Raw genomic sequence first — 16,983 nt, forward strand, 5'->3', positions numbered from 1 at the left:
GCGAGCATCGGCCGATCGATGATACCTCAGTGGCGGGGGCTGCTTTGCGGGGAGGATGTCGTGGGTCTGCTGGTCATGATCCTGGGGCTGGTGCTGTTTTTTGCATCCCATATTTTCACAACCAGACGGAAGGCCCGCGCGCAGGCGATCGCGAGGCTGGGCGAGGGGACCTACAAGCTCCTCTATTCGGCGGTCTCACTCGCGGGGCTGGCGCTGATCATCTGGGGCTATGCCCACTACCGCAGCTCCGGCTGGATCGACGTCTGGTATCCGCCGAAGGCGATGAAGCACATCGCGTTGGCCTCGATGCTGCCTGCAGTCATCCTCGTGGTGGCGTCCTACATGCGTGGCCGCATCTATGCGACGTTGAAGCATCCGATGCTGGCTGGCATCAAGCTGTGGGCCGCCGCGCATCTGCTCGCCAATGGCGATCTCGGCTCCATAATCCTGTTCGGCTCGTTCCTCGCCTGGGCGATCTATGACCGCATCTCGCTGAAAGCTCGCACCGACGCCGGTGCCCCGCCGATTCCGGTCGGCGGCCCCACCAACGATCTGATCGCGGTCGCGGTAGGCGTGGTCGCCTATCTGGCCCTGGCCTTCGCCTTCCATCCGGTGGTGATCGGTGTGCCCGTGATCGGGGTCTAGCCGATCGGCGCAAGACGGCGCTCGCCTGACCGTGCGGGGAAGATAACGAGAGCAACAAGCCGAGGGCATCCCAATGGACTGGTCGCAATTTCAGATCCCGCCGATGCGGCGCGAGGCGCGCTCTGGCGATCGGGTGGTGCCGGCATTTTGCGATCGGCCATCGAGCCTCTGGGCGATGATCGCGGAGGCGCGCGGCCGCAATGCCGATGGCGAAGCGTTGATCTGCGGCAATGTCCGCCTGAGCTGGCGGCAAGCAATGGAGCAGGCCGCGCGGATCGCCGCCGGATTTCGCAAGCTAGGATTGCAGCGCGGCGATCGCCTCGCCATCCTGCTCGGCAACCGCATCGAATTTCCGCTGCTGCTGTTTGCCGCCGCGCATGAGGGGCTGGTGACCGTGCTGCTCAGCACGCGCCAGCAGAAGCCGGAGATCGCCTATGTGCTCGCCGATTGCGGGGCGAAGATCCTGATCCACGAGGCCTCGCTCGCCGAGCGACTGCCCGACGTAAAGGACGTGCCCGATGTGATCCATCGCATTGCCATCGATGACGATGCCGCGCGGTCGAGCTTCTCTTCGCTCGCCGAAAACGCTCCGGCATCGGCACCGATCGAAGTGAGCGAAGAGGACACCGCGATGATCCTCTACACCTCCGGCACCACGGGGAAGCCGAAGGGCGCGATGCTGGCCCATTGCAACATCGTCCATTCCTCGATGGTGTTCGTGTCCTGCCTGCAATTGACGGAGGTCGATCGCTCGATCGCAGCTGTGCCGCTCGGCCATGTCACCGGCGTCGTCGCCAACATTACGACCATGATCCGCTGCGGCGGGACGCTGATCATCATGCCCGAGTTCAAGGCCGCCGATTACCTCAAGCTCGCCTCGCGCGAGCGCGTCACCTACACGGTGATGGTGCCGGCGATGTACAATCTCTGCCTGCTCCAGCCCGATTTCGACGGCTATGATCTCTCGAGCTGGCGCATCGGCGGCTTCGGCGGCGCGCCGATGCCGATCGCCACCATCGAGAAGCTCAAGGCGAAGATTCCCGGCCTGAAGCTGATGAACTGCTACGGCGCGACCGAGACGACCTCGCCCTCGACCATCATGCCGGGCGAGCTGACCGAGCGCCATATCGACAGCGTCGGTCTGCCGTGTCCCGGCGCGCGCATCGCGGTGATGGGCCCGGACGGGCGCGAGCTGCCTCCCGGCGAGATCGGCGAGCTCTGGATCCAGAGCGCCTCCGTCATCAGGGGCTACTGGAATAACCCGAAGGCCACCGCCGAAAGCTTCACGGGCGGATTCTGGCATTCCGGCGATCTCGGCTCGGTCGATGCGGAAGGCTTCGTTCGCGTGTTCGACCGGCAGAAGGACATGATCAATCGCGGCGGCCTGAAGATCTATTCGGCCGAGGTCGAATCCGTGCTGGCCGGCCATCCCGCCGTGGTCGAGAGCGCGATCATTGCCAGGCCTTGCCCGGTGCTGGGCGAGCGCGTCCATGCCGTGGTGGTGACGCGACAGCCGGTGACCGATACGGACCTGCGCGCCTGGTGCGCCGAGCGCCTGTCCGACTACAAGGTTCCCGAAACCATGGCGATCACGGCAGACCCGCTGCCACGCAACGCCAACGGCAAGGTGCTGAAGCGCCAGCTGCGGGAGCTGCTGGGAGCTTGAGCCGGGCAGGGGCATCCGGGGATGTCCCGGGTGGTTAACGCCTTGATCGGGCTCGCTTTGCCTTGCCACCGCCATATCGTTAGGCTACCTCGCCGCCACACGGGGACGGGATTCCTGACGCGAACGCTTTGGCGCGCGCACCCGGACGGGCATGGGATTGGCATAAGTGTCTGAATTATTTGACGAAGTCAACGAGGAAGTACGTCGCGAACAGTTCAAGAAGCTGTGGGACAAGTATTCGATCTACTTCATCGCGCTGATGGTGCTGATCGTCGCCGGCGCTGGTGGCTGGCAGGGTTATAGGTATCTGGAGGCCCAGAAGGCCGCCGCGGCCGGCGCCGCTTTCGAGAAGGCCGCCGAGCTGTCCGAGCAGGGCAAGCACGAGGACGCCGAGAAAGCCTTCACCGAGCTCGCCGCCAAGGCGCCGTCCGGCTATCGCACCCTGGCGCGGCTGCGTGCTGCGGCCGAGGCCGCGAGCCGCGATCCCAAGGCGGCCGCGAAGATGTATGACGACATCGCCGCGGACCGCAGCATTGGCGGCGAGTGGCAGGATCTGGCCAAGATCCGCGCCGCGGGGCTCCTGCTCGACAGCGCCGGCTATGCCGACATCCAGCAGCGGCTGGAAGCTTCCGCCGCGCCGAAATCGACCTTCCGCCACACCGCCCGCGAGATGCTGGCGCTGTCGGCCTGGCGTAACAACGACATGACTGCAGCCCGCAAATGGCTCGAGGCGATTGACGGAGACGGCGAAACGCCGCCCGGCCTGCGCTCTCGCGCCGAGGCGCTCCAGGCTTTGTTGCCACCCGTCGCCAAAAGCTGACGACGGTTCTCTGACGTAACGAGACACCAAGATGCGCCGCACGCCACGCTTGATCGCAGCCGCCGTCCTGATCGCCTTCACCGGCGCCCTGGGCGGCTGCTCAAGCTTCGATCCGAGCGATCTGCTCGACTTCCTCGACACCAAGAAGAAGCTGCCGGGCGACCGCAAGCCGGTCTTCCCCGAGGGGGTGCCGGGGCTCGAGCAGGGCGTGCCGAGGGATCTCTACAAAGGCGCACAGCAGCAGCAGCCCGACCCGAACGCACCTGCCGTCGCGGCCCTGCCTGCGGAGCCGGAGCCGGCCAAGCCGGCAAAGGGGGCCAAGGCAAAGAATACCAAGCAGTCCGCCGCGCCGGCCGAAGCACCCGTCGGCGAGGTCGACGGCGAGGCCCAGCCGGAGGCAGCACCAGCGACGTCCGCTCCGCCGCCCAAGCACAAGATCGTCCGCAGGCGCACCACCGCGCCGCCGCCAGATCAGCCGGCCCAGCAGGCGCAGCCGACCCAGCAGGCGCAGCCGGCCAAGCCCCCGCAGCAGCAATCGCAGAGCGCCTTCCCGGCACCGCTGCCGAGCGGCAGCTTCTCGCGCTAGAGCATGATCCGGACCCGGAGGGCCGAGCGCAAAGTGTGAAGCGGTTTTCCGAAAAGATCATGCTCAAACAATATTTCCCGTTGCATTGACAGGCGCAGCCTCGGCAGCGCACGAATGACCGATGTCCTTCACGATCGCCATCATCGGCCGGCCCAATGTCGGCAAGTCGACGCTGTTCAACCGCCTGGTTGGGCAGAAGCTCGCGCTGGTCGATGACCTGCCGGGCGTCACCCGCGACCGCCGCGAAGGCGAGGCCAGGCTCGGTGATCTCCGCTTCACCATCATCGATACCGCCGGCCTCGACGAGGGCGCCAAGGGCTCGCTGACCGCGCGCATGCAGGAGCAGACCGAGACCGCGATCGCGCAGGCCGACGCGCTGTTCTTCGTGGTCGACGCCCGCATCGGCCTGACGCCGACCGATCGCGCCTTCGCCGATTTCGCCCGCAAGGCCGACAAGCCGGTGCTGCTGGTCGCCAACAAGAGCGAGGGCAAGCACGGCGATGCCGGCGCAATGGAAGCATTCGCGCTCGGCCTCGGCGATCCCATCCAGATCTCGGCCGAGCACGGCGAGGGCATGGGCGAGCTCTACGATGCGCTGGCCAAGCTGATGCCCGAACCCGTCGAGGAAGACGACGATGAGGACGACGCGCCGATCTCCGAGGAAGAGGCGGCCACGCGCCCGATTCGGGTCGCGATCGTCGGCCGGCCCAATGCCGGCAAGTCGACGCTGATCAACCATCTGCTCGGCGAGGAGCGCCTGCTGACCAGCCCGGAGGCCGGCACCACGCGCGATTCCATCGCAGTCGAGATCAACTGGAAGGGCCGCGATTTCCGCGTCTTCGACACCGCGGGCCTGCGCCGGCGCTCGCGCATCGAGGAGAAGCTGGAAAAGCTGTCGGTTGCGGACGCACTGCGCGCGGTGCGCTTTGCCGAGGTCGTCGTGCTGATGATGGATTCGCAGAACCGCTTCGAGGAGCAGGACCTGCGCATTGCCGACCTGATCGAGCGCGAGGGACGGGCGGTCGTGCTCGCCGTCAACAAATGGGATCTGATAGAGACCAAGGGCGGCGGCGCGATCTCCGGCCTGCGCCGCGATGCCGATCATTGGCTGCCGCAGCTCAAGGGCGTGCCCATCGTCGCCGTCTCGGGCCTGATGGGCGAGGGCATCGATCGCCTGATGCAGGCGATCCAGGACGCCTATGCGATCTGGAACAGGCGCGTGCCGACCTCGGCGCTCAATCGCTGGTTCGAGCAGGCGATCCAGGCCAACCCGCCGCCGGCGGTCTCCGGCCGCAGGCTGAAGCTGAACTACATCACCCAGACCAAGGCCCGGCCGCCGAGCTTCGTATTGTTCTGCTCGCGTGCGGACGCCGTGCCGCAATCCTATTTGCGCTATCTCACCAATTCCATGCGCGAGACCTTCGAGCTGCCTGGCACGCCGGTGCGCATCACGCTGCGCGAGAAGGCCAATCCCTTCGCGCACAAGCGCAAGCGGCCATCGTGAGCGACGGTGCCGGCGAGGCGGTGGTGCAGGACGCAGCGCCGGCCCCGCGCGGCGCGGTCGCCTTCATCTTCGTCACCATCCTGCTCGACATGGTCGCGCTCGGCGTGATCATGCCGGTCCTGCCGAAGCTGATCGAAAGCTTCGTCGACAACGACACCGCACATGCCGCGCGCATCTTCGGCCTGTTCGGCACCGCCTGGGCCTTGATGCAGTTCGTGTTCTCGCCGGTGCTTGGTGCGCTGTCCGATCGTTTCGGACGCCGGCCGGTGGTGCTGCTGTCGAATTTCGGGCTCGCGGCCGATTACGTCTTGATGGCGCTGGCGCCGTCGCTTGCGTGGCTGTTCATCGGCCGCGTGATCTCCGGCATCACCTCGGCGAGCATCTCGACCGCCTTCGCCTATATCGCCGACATCACGCCGCCGGAACGGCGTGCGGCGGTCTTCGGCCGGATCGGCGCGGCCTTCGGCGCCGGCTTCATCTTGGGGCCAGCGCTCGGCGGCCTGCTCGGCGATATCGATCCGCGCCTGCCGTTCTGGGCCGCGGCGGCCCTGAGCTTCGCCAACGCGCTCTATGGCCTATTCGTGCTGCCGGAGTCGCTGGCGCCCGACAAGCGCGCGCCGCTGCGCTGGCGCAGCGCCAGTCCGCTCGGGGCGCTGCATCTGCTGCGCTCCGACGCGGTACTTGCCGCGTTGTCGATCGTCAACTTCATCGCGCAGGTCGCGCACGTCGTGCTGCCCTCGACCTTCGTGCTCTACGCGACCTATCGCTATGGTTGGGATGCCAAGACGGTGGGCCTGACGCTCGCCATGGTCGGCATCTGCGCCATGGTGGTGCAGGGCTTTGCGATCGGCCCCATCGTGCATTCGCTCGGCGAGCGCAACGCGCTCCTGCTCGGCCTCTGCTGTGGCGCGATCGGATTCGTGGTCCTCGGCGCTGCGCCGACCGGACCGCTATCGTGGCTCGGGATTCCCATTCTGGCGCTGTGGGGCATCTCTGGTGCCGCCTCGCAAGCGCTGATGACGCGGCTCGTCGCGCCGGATCAGCAGGGCCAGCTGCAGGGCGCAACCGCGAGCGTGCAGAGCGTGTCGCAGCTCGTCGGCCCGTTCCTGTTCACGCTGACATTTTCCTATTTCATCGGCGCCAGCGCGCCGCTGCATCTGCCCGGCGCCCCGTTCCTGCTCGCCGCGGTGCTGATGGTGGTGTGCGTTGCGATCGCGGTGCGGTCGCTGGGTGCGACCAGGACAGTCTCGTAGGGTGGGTTAGCCTCGCGGTTCGCGCGAAGCGCAAACCGCGAGGCGTAACCCACCTCTTTCATTTCCGCGGAGGCGGAAGAGGTGGGTTACGCCAGCGGACTGCGCTTTGCGCAGCCGCATGCTAACCCACCCTACGATCCTACTTCTTCACCAGCGGGCAGTCGCTGTCCTTGAGCGGCTTGGCCGCATCTTCCGGCGCGATGGTGGCGACCAGCTTGTAATAGTCCCACGGCCCCTTCGACTCCTCGGGCTTCTTCACCTCGAACAGATAGGCGGGGATGAGGCGGCGGCCGTCCTGGCGCAGCGGGCCCTTGCCGAACAGCGGATCGTCGGTCGGTAGCTCCTTCATCTTGGCGACGACCTTGGCGCCGTCACGCGGATTGCTGCCGAGCGCTTCCATCGCCTTCAGGTAATGCAGGATCTCGGCGTAGAGGCCCGCAACCGTCATCGAGGGCATCGAGCCCTTGGGCGAGACCTTCTGGAAACGCTTCGACCATTCGCGGGTCTGGTCGTTGAGGTCCCAGTAGAACGACTCGGTGAAGGTCAGGCCCTGCGCGGTCTTCAGGCCGAGCGAGTGCACGTCGTTGATGAACAGCAGCAGCGCGGCGAGCTTCTGGCCGCCCTGGACGATGCCGAACTCGGCGGCCTGCTTGATCGCGTTGGTGGTGTCGCCGCCCGCATTGGCAAGGCCGATGATCTTGGCCTTGGAGGACTGCGCCTGGAGCAGGAACGAGGAGAAGTCCGCCGTGTTCAGCGGGTGCTTGACGCCGCCGAGCACCTTGCCGCCGGTCGCCGTGACGACCGCGCCGGTATCACGCTCCAGCGCATGGCCGAAGGCATAATCCGCGGTTAGGAAGAACCAGCTGTCGCCGCCCGCCTTGGTCAGCGCCTTGCCGGTGCCGTTGGCGAGCATGTAGGTGTCGTAGGTGAAGGACACGGTGTTGGGCGTGCAGGCCTTGCCGGTGAGGTCGGCGGTGGCCGCACCCGAATTGAGCAGCACCGCATTCTTTTCCTTGACGAGGTTGCTCACCGCGAGCGCGACGCCGGAGCTCGGCGTGTCGGCGATGGCGTCGACCTTGTCGGCGTCGATCCATTGCCGGGCGATGTTGACGCCGATGTCGGGCTTGTTCTGGTGATCGCCGGAGAGCACCTCGATGGTCCAGCCCTTGGCCTTCAGGCCGGAATCCTCGACCGCCATCTTCACTGCCGCCACCGAGTTCGGGCCGCCGATGTCGGCATAGAGGCTCGACATGTCGTTGAGCACGCCGATCTTGATGGTCTTGTCTTGCGCGAAGGCGGATGTGGCAAAGCCGAAAGCGGCACAGGCCAGAAGAGCCGCGGCGCGGCGTGCGGGCATCGTCATAAAGGCTTCCTCCATTGTCAAATATGCGGACGGCTCTCTTCGGGAGCCTTATTCCAATTGACGCTCTACCGTGTCCCCTGGCCGACGGCAATGCACCTAAAGCCGGATGACGCTGCGTCGTAGCGTCATCCATCGGTTAACTTTTGGGCAAAATGCGTTGAGACGCTATTTCAGCGCGTTCGATGTCGGCTTGAAATTCTAAATGTGCTTTCCGGTATCGAACTCGGCGGTACGGACATTACCGCCGGCATGACGTCCAAGGCGTCGGAGGGCAATCAGGCCGGCGCGCGGAAGCTCATCAGGGTGCGGGTCTTGTAATCGTAGAATTTGCCGGTCTCGGTCCAATCGGGCGCGCACAGCGGCACGATGAATTCTGCGACCTGCTCGGGCGTGTCGAGCGTCGCCGGATCCTCGCCGGGCATCAGGGTGGCCCGCATGCGGGTGCGCACCGGGCCCGGATTGAACAGGTTGACGCGCAGCTTCGTGTTTGCGGTTTCCTGCGCCCAGGCACGTGCCAGCGTCTCCAGTGCGGCCTTGGAGGCCGCGTAGGGGCTGACGTAAGCGGTGGCCTTGTTGGCGGCACCCGAGGTGATGAACACGGCGCGGCCGGCATCGGATTGCCTGAGCAGCGGTTCCATGCAGCGGATCAGCTGGAAGTTCGCGGAGACGTTCACCGCGATCACGTCGTTGAAGGTCTTCAGCTCGATATGGCCGATCGGCGAGGAGGGGCCGAGCACGCCGGCATTGCCGACGAGGATGTCGAGCTTGCCGTAGCGCTCGTGCAGGCCGGCGCCGAGACGCGCGATGCCGTCGGAATCGGTGAGGTTGAGCGGCACCAGGGTGGCGCTGCCGCCGTCTTTGCGGATCTCGTCGTCGAGCTCTTCCAGCCCTCCTTGCGTGCGCGCGGTGGCCACAATATGCGCGCCGGCTTTCGCCAGTGCGATTGCCGTGGCGAAACCGATGCCGCGCGACGCGCCGGTGAGGAGAGCGATGCGGTTGGCGAGAGGTTTGGTCATCGTCGAATACTTCCGTCATGCCCGGGCTCGTCCCGGGCATCCACGTTCTTTGCGGTGGGTATTACAGACGAAGATGGCCGGGACAAGCCCGGCCATGACGAAAAGAAGTCTCCGATGAGCCCCCCGGGGACGATCCTTGGTCAGCTCGCCTCCGCCAGCAGCGACAATTGCCGCGGCTGCGGCTCGGTCTGGGTCTGGTCGGTGAGGCGGGTCGGATAGACGCCGGTGAAGCAGTGATCGGCAAACTTCGGATTGGCGGGATCGCGGCCGGGCTCGCCCATGGCGCGGTACATGCCGTCGATCGACAGGAAGGCGAGCGAGTCGGCGCCGATGAGCTCGCGCATCTCCTCCAGCGAATGCGTCGCAGCCAGCAGGCCGCCGCGATCGGGCAAGTCGATGCCGTAATAGTCAGGGTAAAGGATCGGTGGCGAAGCGAGGCGGAAATGCACCTCCTTGGCACCGGCATCGCGCATCATGCGCACGATCTTCTTCGAGGTGGTGCCGCGCACCAGCGAGTCGTCGATCAGGATGATGCGCTTGCCTTCGATCGCGGCGCGGTTGGCCGAATGCTTCATGCGCACGCCGGATTCGCGGATCGCCTGCGTCGGCTGGATGAAGGTGCGGCCGACATAATGGTTACGGATGATGCCGAGCTCGAACGGCACGCCGGAATGCTGGCTGTAGCCGACCGCGGCCGGCACGCCGGAATCCGGCACCGGCACCACGACGTCGACCGGAACGTGGCTCTCGCGCGCGAGCTGCGCGCCGAAATTCTTGCGCACCTCGTAGACCGAGCGGCCGTGCACGATGGAATCCGGCCGCGAGAAGTAGATGTATTCGAAGATGCAGGGGCGCGGCGCCATCGGCGGGAACGGCTTGTGGATGTCCTGGCCGTTCTCGTCGAACACGATGACTTCGCCGGGCTCGATGTCGCGCACGAAGCGCGCGCCGATGATGTCGAGCGCACAGGTCTCGGAAGTCAGGATCGGGCAGCCGTCGAGCTCGCCGAGCACCAGCGGGCGGATGCCGCGCGGATCGCGGGCGCCGACCAGCTTCTTGTTGGTCAGCGAAACCAGCGCATAGGCGCCCTCGATCTCGCGCAGCGCGTCGATGTAGCGCTCGATGAAGCGGACGCGCTTGGAGCGCGCCACCAGGTGCAGGATCACCTCGGTGTCGGAGGTCGATTGCATCATCGCGCCGTTCTTGACGAGCTCGCGGCGCAACGTCAGGCCGTTGGAGAGGTTGCCGTTGTGAGCGACCGCGAGACCGCCGGCATTGAGCTCGGCGAACAGCGGCTGCACGTTGCGCAGGATGGTCGCGCCGGTCGTGGCGTAGCGGACATGGCCGACCGCGACATTGCCGGGCAGGCGGTCGATCACCTCGCGGCGGGAGAAGGTGTCGCCGACAAGGCCGAGGCGGCGTTCGGAGTGGAAGCGGCTGCCGTCGTAGGAGACGATGCCGGCGGCCTCCTGGCCGCGGTGCTGGAGCGCGTGAAGGCCGAGCGCGGTGATGGCGGCCGCATCAGGGTGGCCGTAGATGCCGAAGACGCCGCATTCCTCGCGCAGCGTATCGCCTTCCAGATCGTCCTGAAGCTCAAGCGCCGCCGGGCCTGGACCGGCGTTTGGATCGAGATCAAGCAGGGCGTCCTGGTCAGGGTGTCGCATCTCGTTCTCGCCTCTCTTTTGGGGCCCAATCAACGCGCCGCAGGTTTCTCGATCAGCTTTTTCATGCCGTCACGAGCCGACTTACTGTACCCGTCGCCACTGCCCGAAGGCTGCTGCTCGGATTCAGCTTGATCATCATCTGGTTTGTTTTTCTTGAATCTCTTCAAGATGGTGTTCTCGGGGTCGTCAGGCAAGAGGGCCATCAGCCAATCGCCGGTTCCCTGCAGCACGACGCGGGACTTGGCCCCGCTGACCCAGTCGGGGCGCTGCTTGTCCGGCACCAGCCAGGTGAAGAACAGGAACGCGACCACGACGATCAAAAGCCCGCGAGCCAGCCCAAACAGGAAGCCGAGGGTCCGATCCAGCGCGCCGATCCGCGAATCCAGGATCATGTCGGAGATCCGGACCGTGATGACGGAGACCACGACCAGGGTGCCGATGAACACGCCGGCCACCACGACGACGCTCGCCACCGTGTCGTTGTTGAAATAGGTCTTGGCGGTCGGCAGCAGCTTCGAGAACGAATACAGCGTCACGATCGCCGCGGCACCCCAGGCCGCGATCGACAGGATTTCGCGCATGAAGCCGCGAACCATCGCGAGCAGGCCCGAGATCAGCATCACACCGAGCAGGATCAGGTCGAGGATGGTTACTGGCATCGGCTGGTCTGGTCCGCTCGTACTTCAAAGGTGCTCTAGCGAATCGGTGCTTGGCCGCTGCCCTAAAAGAAGGGCAGACGGCGTTCCCGGCAAGGCCGCAACCACGCAATCCCATGCTGCTTTTGTGACGGCTGTATAGCGGCGGAGGCCTCCGGCGTCACCTCCACCTAACCCTCTCCGCGGCGGAATCTGGCCGGTGTGGCATTTTTCTCTGGCTGTGCACCGGATTCGCCCCGGCGGGAGCCCCGCGCTGCGATCTCGGCCACCAATGTCGTCAGGCTGTTCACCGCGTTCAGGGACAGTCCGGCATCGCCGCCCGCATCGCCCCGTGCCGATTCGGGCAGCACGGCGCGCTGGAAGCCGAGCTTTGCCGCTTCCTTGAGCCGGGCCGGGGTCTGCGCCACCGGGCGCACCACGCCCGACAGCGAGATTTCGCCGAAATAGACGGCATCGGTGGGTAACTGCGCATTAACCAGCGACGACACCAGGGCCGCGGCGGCGGCGAGGTCGGCCGCGGGCTCGTGGATGCGAAGGCCGCCGGCAACGTTCAGATAGACGTCGTGGCCGGACAGCTTGACCCCGCAATGGGCCTCCAGCACCGCCAGCACCATTGAGAGCCGGCTCGGATCCCAGCCGACCACGGCCCGGCGCGGGGTGCCGAGCGAGGTCGGGGCCACCAGTGCCTGCAATTCGACCAGCACGGGCCTCGTGCCCTCGATGCCGGCAAAGACCGCGGTGCCGGGCGTGCCGAGATCGCGCTCCGACAGGAACAGCTCGGAGGGGTTGGTGACCTCGCGCAGGCCGAGGCCCGTCATCTCGAACACGCCGATCTCGTCGGTCGGCCCGAAGCGGTTCTTCACCGCGCGCAGGATGCGGAATTGCTGCGAGCCTTCGCCCTCGAATGACATCACCGCATCGACCATGTGCTCGACCACGCGGGGGCCGGCGATCTGGCCGTCCTTGGTGACGTGACCGACCAGGATGATGGCGGCCCCGGTCTTTTTGGCGAAGCGGATCAGCGCCTGCGCCGAGGCGCGCACCTGCGTCACCGTGCCAGGCGCCGATTCCACCGTGTCGGTCCACATGGTCTGGATCGAGTCGATCACGATCAGCCGGGGCACCGCGCCCTCCGACAGCGTCGAGACGATGTCCTCGACCGAGGTCTCGGCCGCGAGCTGCACCGGCGCGTCCGACAGCCCGAGGCGCTCGGCGCGCAGGCGCACCTGGGCGACCGCCTCTTCGCCGGAGATGTAGACGACGCGGTGGCCGGCGCGCGCGAGCAGGCTGGTCGCCTGCGTCAGCAGCGTCGACTTGCCGATTCCGGGATCGCCGCCGACCAGCAGCACCGAGCCGCGCACGAAGCCGCCGCCGGTAACGCGGTCGAGCTCGGTCATCCCCGAGGACAGGCGCGGCGCATCCGGGCTCTTTCCGGCGAGACTCTCCAGCGCGAAGGTTCTTCCCTTGCGCTTGGAGCGGATCGACACCGGCACGCTGCCGCTGGTGTCTTCTTCCGCCAGCGTATTCCACTCGCCGCAGGACTCGCACTTGCCCTGCCAGCGGTTATAGGCCGCGCCGCAGTTCTGGCAGACGAAGGACAGTGTGGATTTGGCCATGGGGAGCGCGAGTCGCGGGTTTCAGATGTGCTGATAGCACGGATTGGCAGGCCGATCGCCGGCGCTTCGAATATCTCAATTCGGCACGGGAGATATACCTTTCGTTAGCCCTGCGCCGCTGTCCCGGTGCGATTTTGCCAATTCTTAGCGGACGTGGGTCCAATCTCGGAACCAATGGGGGCGGCGAAATTGACGAGATTCCTGCGAATATTGCTCGCGGCGGGCATGGCCTGCGGCGTCTTCGGGTCCGTTGGCGGTAGCATCGCCAAGCCGCTCAACATCGTCTTCGTCAATCCCGGCAAGTCCGGCGAGGTCTATTGGGACATGGTCGCGCAGACCATGCAGGCCGCCGGCCGCAAGCTCGACGCGCATGTCGAGGTGCTGACCAGCGAGCGGAACCACCGCACCATGCAGGAGCTCGGCTTCGGCGTGGTGGCCCGTCCCGACAAGCCCGACTTCCTCATCCTGTCGAATGAGGAATCTGCCGCCGTTCCCATCCTCGAGGCGGCCGAAGCCGCGGGCGTCAAGACGCTGCTGCTTTCGAACACGCTGATCGGCGAGGACGCGGTGCGCCTTGGACCGCCGAGGCAAAAGCTCAAGACCTGGCTCGGCGACATCACGACCGATCTTCAGACCGCGGGCGCGCGGATGGCCAATGCGCTGATCACGGCGGCGCGCGCCGAGAAATGGCAGAGCGCGGACGGCAAGATCCACATTCTCGGCATCGGTGGCGACGAGACCACGCCTGCCTCGATCGCCCGTAACGCCGGCCTCACGCTCGCGGTGGATGCTGCGTCCGACGTCGTGGTGGACCGCATGCTGTTCGCCAACTGGACGAAGTCCGAGGCCGAGCGGGTCACGGCAAACTACCTGAGCTGGGCCGCGCGCAAGCAGATCCGGCCCGCCGGGATCTGGGCCGGAAACGATCCGATGGCGCTCGGCGCGCTGCGCGCGGCGATCGCCGCCGGCCTCGTGCCCGGCGAGAACATCCAGGTGGTCGGCCTCAACTGGTCGGAGGATGCGCTGCGCGAGATCAAGGCGGGCCGCATGCTCCTGACCGATGGCGGGCATTTCCTGCTCGGCGGCTGGTCCGTCGTTCTCCTGCGCGATTATGCCGATGGCTGCGATTTTGCAGCCGTCTCGCCCCGCGTCGAGGTCAAGACGTCGGCGATCACGCGCGACAATCTCGCTTCGGTCGCCGACCTCATCAAGACCCGTGCGTTCGACCGGATCGACTTCGCGCGGTTCCGGGCGAGGGCCGGGCGCTGCGGCCAATATGACTTTTCCCTCGATGCGCTCATTTCGTCGCTGCCGGTCGCCGAAGGCGTTGCCGACTGATGCGCAAGGATGAGGCGATGACCGAGCCGGATCGCAACGAGCAGGCAGCGCCGCCGCGCTTGCGCTCGGTCGTCGACGCGATGATCTGGGCCACCGTGCCCGTTCTGCTGCTGGTGCAATTGCTCGCCTCCGCCGGCGTCGAGGCATCGAGCTTCTGGTCGCAGCTCAGGCAACTCGACGCCCGCATGGCCCGCGTCGCCGAGAGCCGGGCCGAGCTGATCGCCGAGCCGCTCTGGAAGATGCGCTACGACCAGGTCACGGGCGTGCTCAACGAGATCATGCACGACGAGACCATTGCGGCGGCGGCCGTCTATGACGATACCGGCGCTGCGATCGCCCGCGTGGTCGCGCGCCCCCAAGGCCAGTCGGTCGCCGAAGTCTCGCACCCGATACACTACAGCAACGGCAATATGGCCGTTCAGGCCGGCCGCATCGCCATCGCCTATTCGCGTGCGACGCTGTACGCGGATGCGGGCAGCCGCCTGCTGCTGCTGCTCGTCGTCGGGCTGCTGGCAACGTTCGCGACCCTGATCGCCATGCGCATCTCCGCCAACATCTTCATCGGCCGGCCGCTCGCGGCCATGATGTCGGCGATCCAGCGCAGCAAGCAGGACGGCCGGGCTTATCCGGCCGATGTCACGTCCTCGAACGAATTCGGGCAGCTCGCGCGCGCTTTCAACGCCATGCAGCACACGACGTCCGGCGCGCTGGACCGGCTCGGGCACATGGCGACGCACGATCCGCTCACCGGGCTGCCGAACCGGCGCTCCCTGACCGAGCGCCTCGCCGTGACGAGCCAGAATGGAGGCGCGCCGGATACGCTGGTCGCGTTCTGCTTCATCGATCTCGACGACTTCAAGGGCATCAACGACACCTTCGGTCACGAGGCCGGCGATGCGTTCCTGGTCCAGATTTCGCAGCGCCTTCGTCGCGCGGTCGAAGCCGAGGACTGGGTCGCCCGGCTCGGCGGCGACGAGTTCGTCGTCATTCGCCCCGAGGTGAGCGACGAGCAGGCCGCGCACGCATTCGCTCAACGCGTGCTCGATGCCATTTCCGAGCCGATCCGCCTCCATGACAAGCAGGTGGTGCCGCGCGCCAGCATCGGCCTTGCCGTGCGCCACGCCGACGATCCGGAACTGTCGCATCTGCCGACGCTCGCCGACATCGCGCTCTACCACGCCAAGAGCAAGGCGCCCGGCACGGTCGCCGTGCTGGACGAAGCGCTTCAGCGCGACTATCGCCGCCGCAGGGATCTCGAGCTCGCAATTCCCACCGGCTTCGCCGAGGGCCAGTTCGAGGTCTGGTACCAGAGCCAGGTCGATCTCGACAGCCATGAGGTCGTCGGTCTGGAAGCGCTGATCCGCTGGCGCCATCCCGAGCACGGCGTGATCGGCCCCGGCGAATTCCTGCCGCTGATCGAGCGCAGCGGGAACAATGCGCGGCTGACCCGCTACGTGCTGACCGATGCCTGCCGGGCCTTGCAGCAATTGGCCGCTGCGGGCAGGCCGCAGCTGCGGATCGCGATCAATCTGCCGCCGTCCGAGCTTGCCGACCACTCGCTCGCCGCCGAGCTACGCGCGACCTGTGCGCGCTTCGGTGTCGCGGCATCGATGCTCGAGCTCGAGATCACGGAAGGGTCGCTGATCAACAACATCGCCAGCGCCTCCGAAACGCTGCATCGCCTGCGGCGCCTGGGAGCCACGATCGCGCTCGACGATTTCGGCACGGGCTACTCTTCGCTCGCCCATCTGCGCCGGTTTCCGCTCGACAAGGTGAAGATCGACAAGGCGTTCATCAGCGAGATCCCCGACAGCGCCGAGGACAAGGCCATTGTCGGCGTCATCGCCTCGCTCGCCGCCACGCTGGGACTGACATTGGTCGCCGAAGGCATCGAGCGCGCCGAGCAGGCGGAGGCCATGCGCGAGATCGGAGTGCGGCTCGGGCAGGGGTTCCTCTATCAGCGGCCGCAGCCACTCGAGGCCGTGCTGCAATGGCTCGACGGGCCGCCGGCCGTGGCGAGCCGCGTCGTCTCTGACGGCCCATCGATCACCCCCGAATTCGCCGTCTGAGTAGCGGCTGGGTCACGGCTGCGTTGCGGTCCAGAGCATCGAGAGCCCCGCTGCGATCATGATCGCGTCCATCAGCAGGCGGAAGGTTTCCGGCCTCAGATGCAGCACGAAGCGTTTGGCGATGAAGGCGCCCGACATCAGTGAGGCGCCCGCGATCAGACCCTTGATGAAGACCTCCCCGGTCAGGGCGCCGAAACGCTCGAAAGTCACCGACTTCGCGAAATAGAGCCCCAGCGAGGAGGCCGCTTCGGTGGCGAGGAACGCGCCCTTGGACAGGCCATAGAACAGGAACAACGGCACGCTGAGCGGCCCGGTCGAGACCACGATGCCGGTGAGATAGCCGATCAGCGCGCCGCCGATGGCGAGATGCCAGAGATTGGCCTTGAGCTCGTGCCGCGCCAGAAAGTGCCGCACCGGCACCATCGCGATCAGGAAGAGGCCGATGGTGAGATCGACGGCATGCGAGGGCAGTGCCAGCAGCGTCCGCGCGCCGAGCGCCGCCGCCGGGATGCCCGTGACCGAATAGGCCGCGCAGGCCCGCCAATCGACCTCGCGCCACCAGGCCAGGATCCGCGAAAAATTCGCCATGACGGAGGCCACCGCCATGATCGGCACGGCCTCCTTCGGCCCATAGGCATAGACCAGCACCGGCATCAGCATGATCGACGAGCCGGTGCCGACGATGCCGGAGATGGTGCCGGCGACGAGGCCGACGCTGAGGACGAAGAGAAAGGCCAAAACAGCCTCCAGGAATCGGGAGAGTTTAGCCGCGGGCAGCGATGCGGGC

Annotated in this window: 14 protein-coding genes; 8 read left to right on the forward strand and 6 right to left on the reverse strand. The window is 66.4% G+C overall.

The window, feature by feature from the left end; all coding sequences use genetic code 11:
- The first annotated feature begins 60 nt into the window (after window positions 1–60).
- The 6 genes from I6F33_RS06340 to I6F33_RS06365 all read left to right on the forward strand — a co-directional run bounded on the left by I6F33_RS06340 (window position 61) and on the right by I6F33_RS06365 (window position 6,474).
- Window positions 61–645: an NnrU family protein gene (locus tag I6F33_RS06340; protein WP_225141585.1), complete on the forward strand. Its 585-nt coding sequence runs from the start codon at window positions 61–63 to the stop codon at window positions 643–645.
- 73 nt (window positions 646–718) lie between these two features.
- Window positions 719–2,311, forward strand: coding sequence for a class I adenylate-forming enzyme family protein (locus I6F33_RS06345; protein ID WP_225141587.1), 1,593 nt, complete (start codon window positions 719–721; stop codon window positions 2,309–2,311).
- Between the two features lie 166 nt (window positions 2,312–2,477).
- Window positions 2,478–3,131, forward strand: coding sequence for a tetratricopeptide repeat protein (locus I6F33_RS06350; protein ID WP_036022675.1), 654 nt, complete (start codon window positions 2,478–2,480; stop codon window positions 3,129–3,131).
- A 31-nt stretch (window positions 3,132–3,162) separates the two neighbouring features.
- Window positions 3,163–3,717 (forward strand): hypothetical protein, encoded by a 555-nt coding sequence (locus tag I6F33_RS06355; protein ID WP_225141589.1) that lies wholly within the window; start codon window positions 3,163–3,165, stop codon window positions 3,715–3,717.
- 121 nt (window positions 3,718–3,838) lie between these two features.
- Window positions 3,839–5,221 carry a ribosome biogenesis GTPase Der gene (gene der / locus I6F33_RS06360; RefSeq protein WP_225141591.1) on the forward strand — a complete coding sequence of 461 codons (1,383 nt, stop codon included), beginning with the start codon at window positions 3,839–3,841 and terminating at the stop codon, window positions 5,219–5,221.
- A complete protein-coding gene (locus I6F33_RS06365; protein ID WP_225141593.1) occupies window positions 5,218–6,474 on the forward strand; it encodes a TCR/Tet family MFS transporter in 1,257 nt (418 codons plus the stop codon). Before der ends, I6F33_RS06365 begins: the two co-directional genes overlap by 4 nt.
- A 139-nt stretch (window positions 6,475–6,613) precedes the next feature.
- Here I6F33_RS06365 and I6F33_RS06370 read toward each other — a convergent pair whose 3' ends face one another.
- From I6F33_RS06370 to radA, 5 genes are all read right to left on the reverse strand, one after another.
- On the reverse strand, window positions 6,614–7,831 hold the full coding sequence (locus tag I6F33_RS06370; protein ID WP_050991666.1) for an ABC transporter substrate-binding protein: 1,218 nt from the start codon (window positions 7,829–7,831) through the stop codon (window positions 6,614–6,616).
- A 281-nt stretch (window positions 7,832–8,112) separates the two neighbouring features.
- On the reverse strand, window positions 8,113–8,853 hold the full coding sequence (locus I6F33_RS06375) for an SDR family NAD(P)-dependent oxidoreductase (RefSeq protein ID WP_225141611.1): 741 nt from the start codon (window positions 8,851–8,853) through the stop codon (window positions 8,113–8,115).
- A gap of 140 nt (window positions 8,854–8,993) precedes the next feature.
- A complete protein-coding gene (gene purF, locus I6F33_RS06380; RefSeq protein WP_225141613.1) occupies window positions 8,994–10,517 on the reverse strand; it encodes an amidophosphoribosyltransferase in 1,524 nt (507 codons plus the stop codon).
- 29 nt (window positions 10,518–10,546) lie between these two features.
- Entirely contained in the window at window positions 10,547–11,176 is a 630-nt protein-coding gene (locus I6F33_RS06385) for a CvpA family protein (RefSeq protein WP_036000794.1), read from the reverse strand.
- Between the two features lie 167 nt (window positions 11,177–11,343).
- Window positions 11,344–12,789: a DNA repair protein RadA gene (gene radA / locus I6F33_RS06390; protein WP_036022683.1), complete on the reverse strand. Its 1,446-nt coding sequence runs from the start codon at window positions 12,787–12,789 to the stop codon at window positions 11,344–11,346.
- 225 nt (window positions 12,790–13,014) lie between these two features.
- Here radA and I6F33_RS06395 point away from each other — a divergent pair, with 225 nt between their 5' ends.
- On the forward strand, window positions 13,015–14,127 hold the full coding sequence (locus tag I6F33_RS06395; protein ID WP_225142035.1) for an ABC transporter substrate-binding protein: 1,113 nt from the start codon (window positions 13,015–13,017) through the stop codon (window positions 14,125–14,127).
- On the forward strand, window positions 14,127–16,196 hold the full coding sequence (locus tag I6F33_RS06400) for a bifunctional diguanylate cyclase/phosphodiesterase (protein ID WP_225141615.1): 2,070 nt from the start codon (window positions 14,127–14,129) through the stop codon (window positions 16,194–16,196). Before I6F33_RS06395 ends, I6F33_RS06400 begins: the two co-directional genes overlap by 1 nt.
- A 12-nt stretch (window positions 16,197–16,208) precedes the next feature.
- Here the strand turns inward: I6F33_RS06400 and I6F33_RS06405 are convergent, their stop codons facing one another.
- Window positions 16,209–16,934, reverse strand: coding sequence for a sulfite exporter TauE/SafE family protein (locus I6F33_RS06405; protein WP_036034075.1), 726 nt, complete (start codon window positions 16,932–16,934; stop codon window positions 16,209–16,211).
- Window positions 16,935–16,983: the final 49 nt, after the last annotated feature.

The sequence above is a fragment of the Bradyrhizobium sp. BRP20 genome (assembly GCF_020194215.1).
GTDB classification, from domain to species: domain Bacteria; phylum Pseudomonadota; class Alphaproteobacteria; order Rhizobiales; family Xanthobacteraceae; genus Bradyrhizobium; species Bradyrhizobium yuanmingense.

Coding starts and splice junctions, on each gene's coding strand:
- I6F33_RS06345 (WP_225141587.1), top strand. CDS start 719: ATGGACTGGTCGCAATTTCAGATCCCGCCGATGCGGCGCGAGGCGCGC.
- I6F33_RS06355 (WP_225141589.1), top strand. CDS start 3,163: ATGCGCCGCACGCCACGCTTGATCGCAGCCGCCGTCCTGATCGCCTTC.
- der (WP_225141591.1), top strand. CDS start 3,839: ATGTCCTTCACGATCGCCATCATCGGCCGGCCCAATGTCGGCAAGTCG.
- I6F33_RS06370 (WP_050991666.1), bottom strand. CDS start 7,831: ATGCCCGCACGCCGCGCCGCGGCTCTTCTGGCCTGTGCCGCTTTCGGC.
- I6F33_RS06375 (WP_225141611.1), bottom strand. CDS start 8,853: ATGACCAAACCTCTCGCCAACCGCATCGCTCTCCTCACCGGCGCGTCG.
- purF (WP_225141613.1), bottom strand. CDS start 10,517: ATGCGACACCCTGACCAGGACGCCCTGCTTGATCTCGATCCAAACGCC.
- I6F33_RS06385 (WP_036000794.1), bottom strand. CDS start 11,176: ATGCCAGTAACCATCCTCGACCTGATCCTGCTCGGTGTGATGCTGATC.
- radA (WP_036022683.1), bottom strand. CDS start 12,789: ATGGCCAAATCCACACTGTCCTTCGTCTGCCAGAACTGCGGCGCGGCC.
- I6F33_RS06395 (WP_225142035.1), top strand. CDS start 13,015: ATGGCCTGCGGCGTCTTCGGGTCCGTTGGCGGTAGCATCGCCAAGCCG.
- I6F33_RS06400 (WP_225141615.1), top strand. CDS start 14,127: ATGCGCAAGGATGAGGCGATGACCGAGCCGGATCGCAACGAGCAGGCA.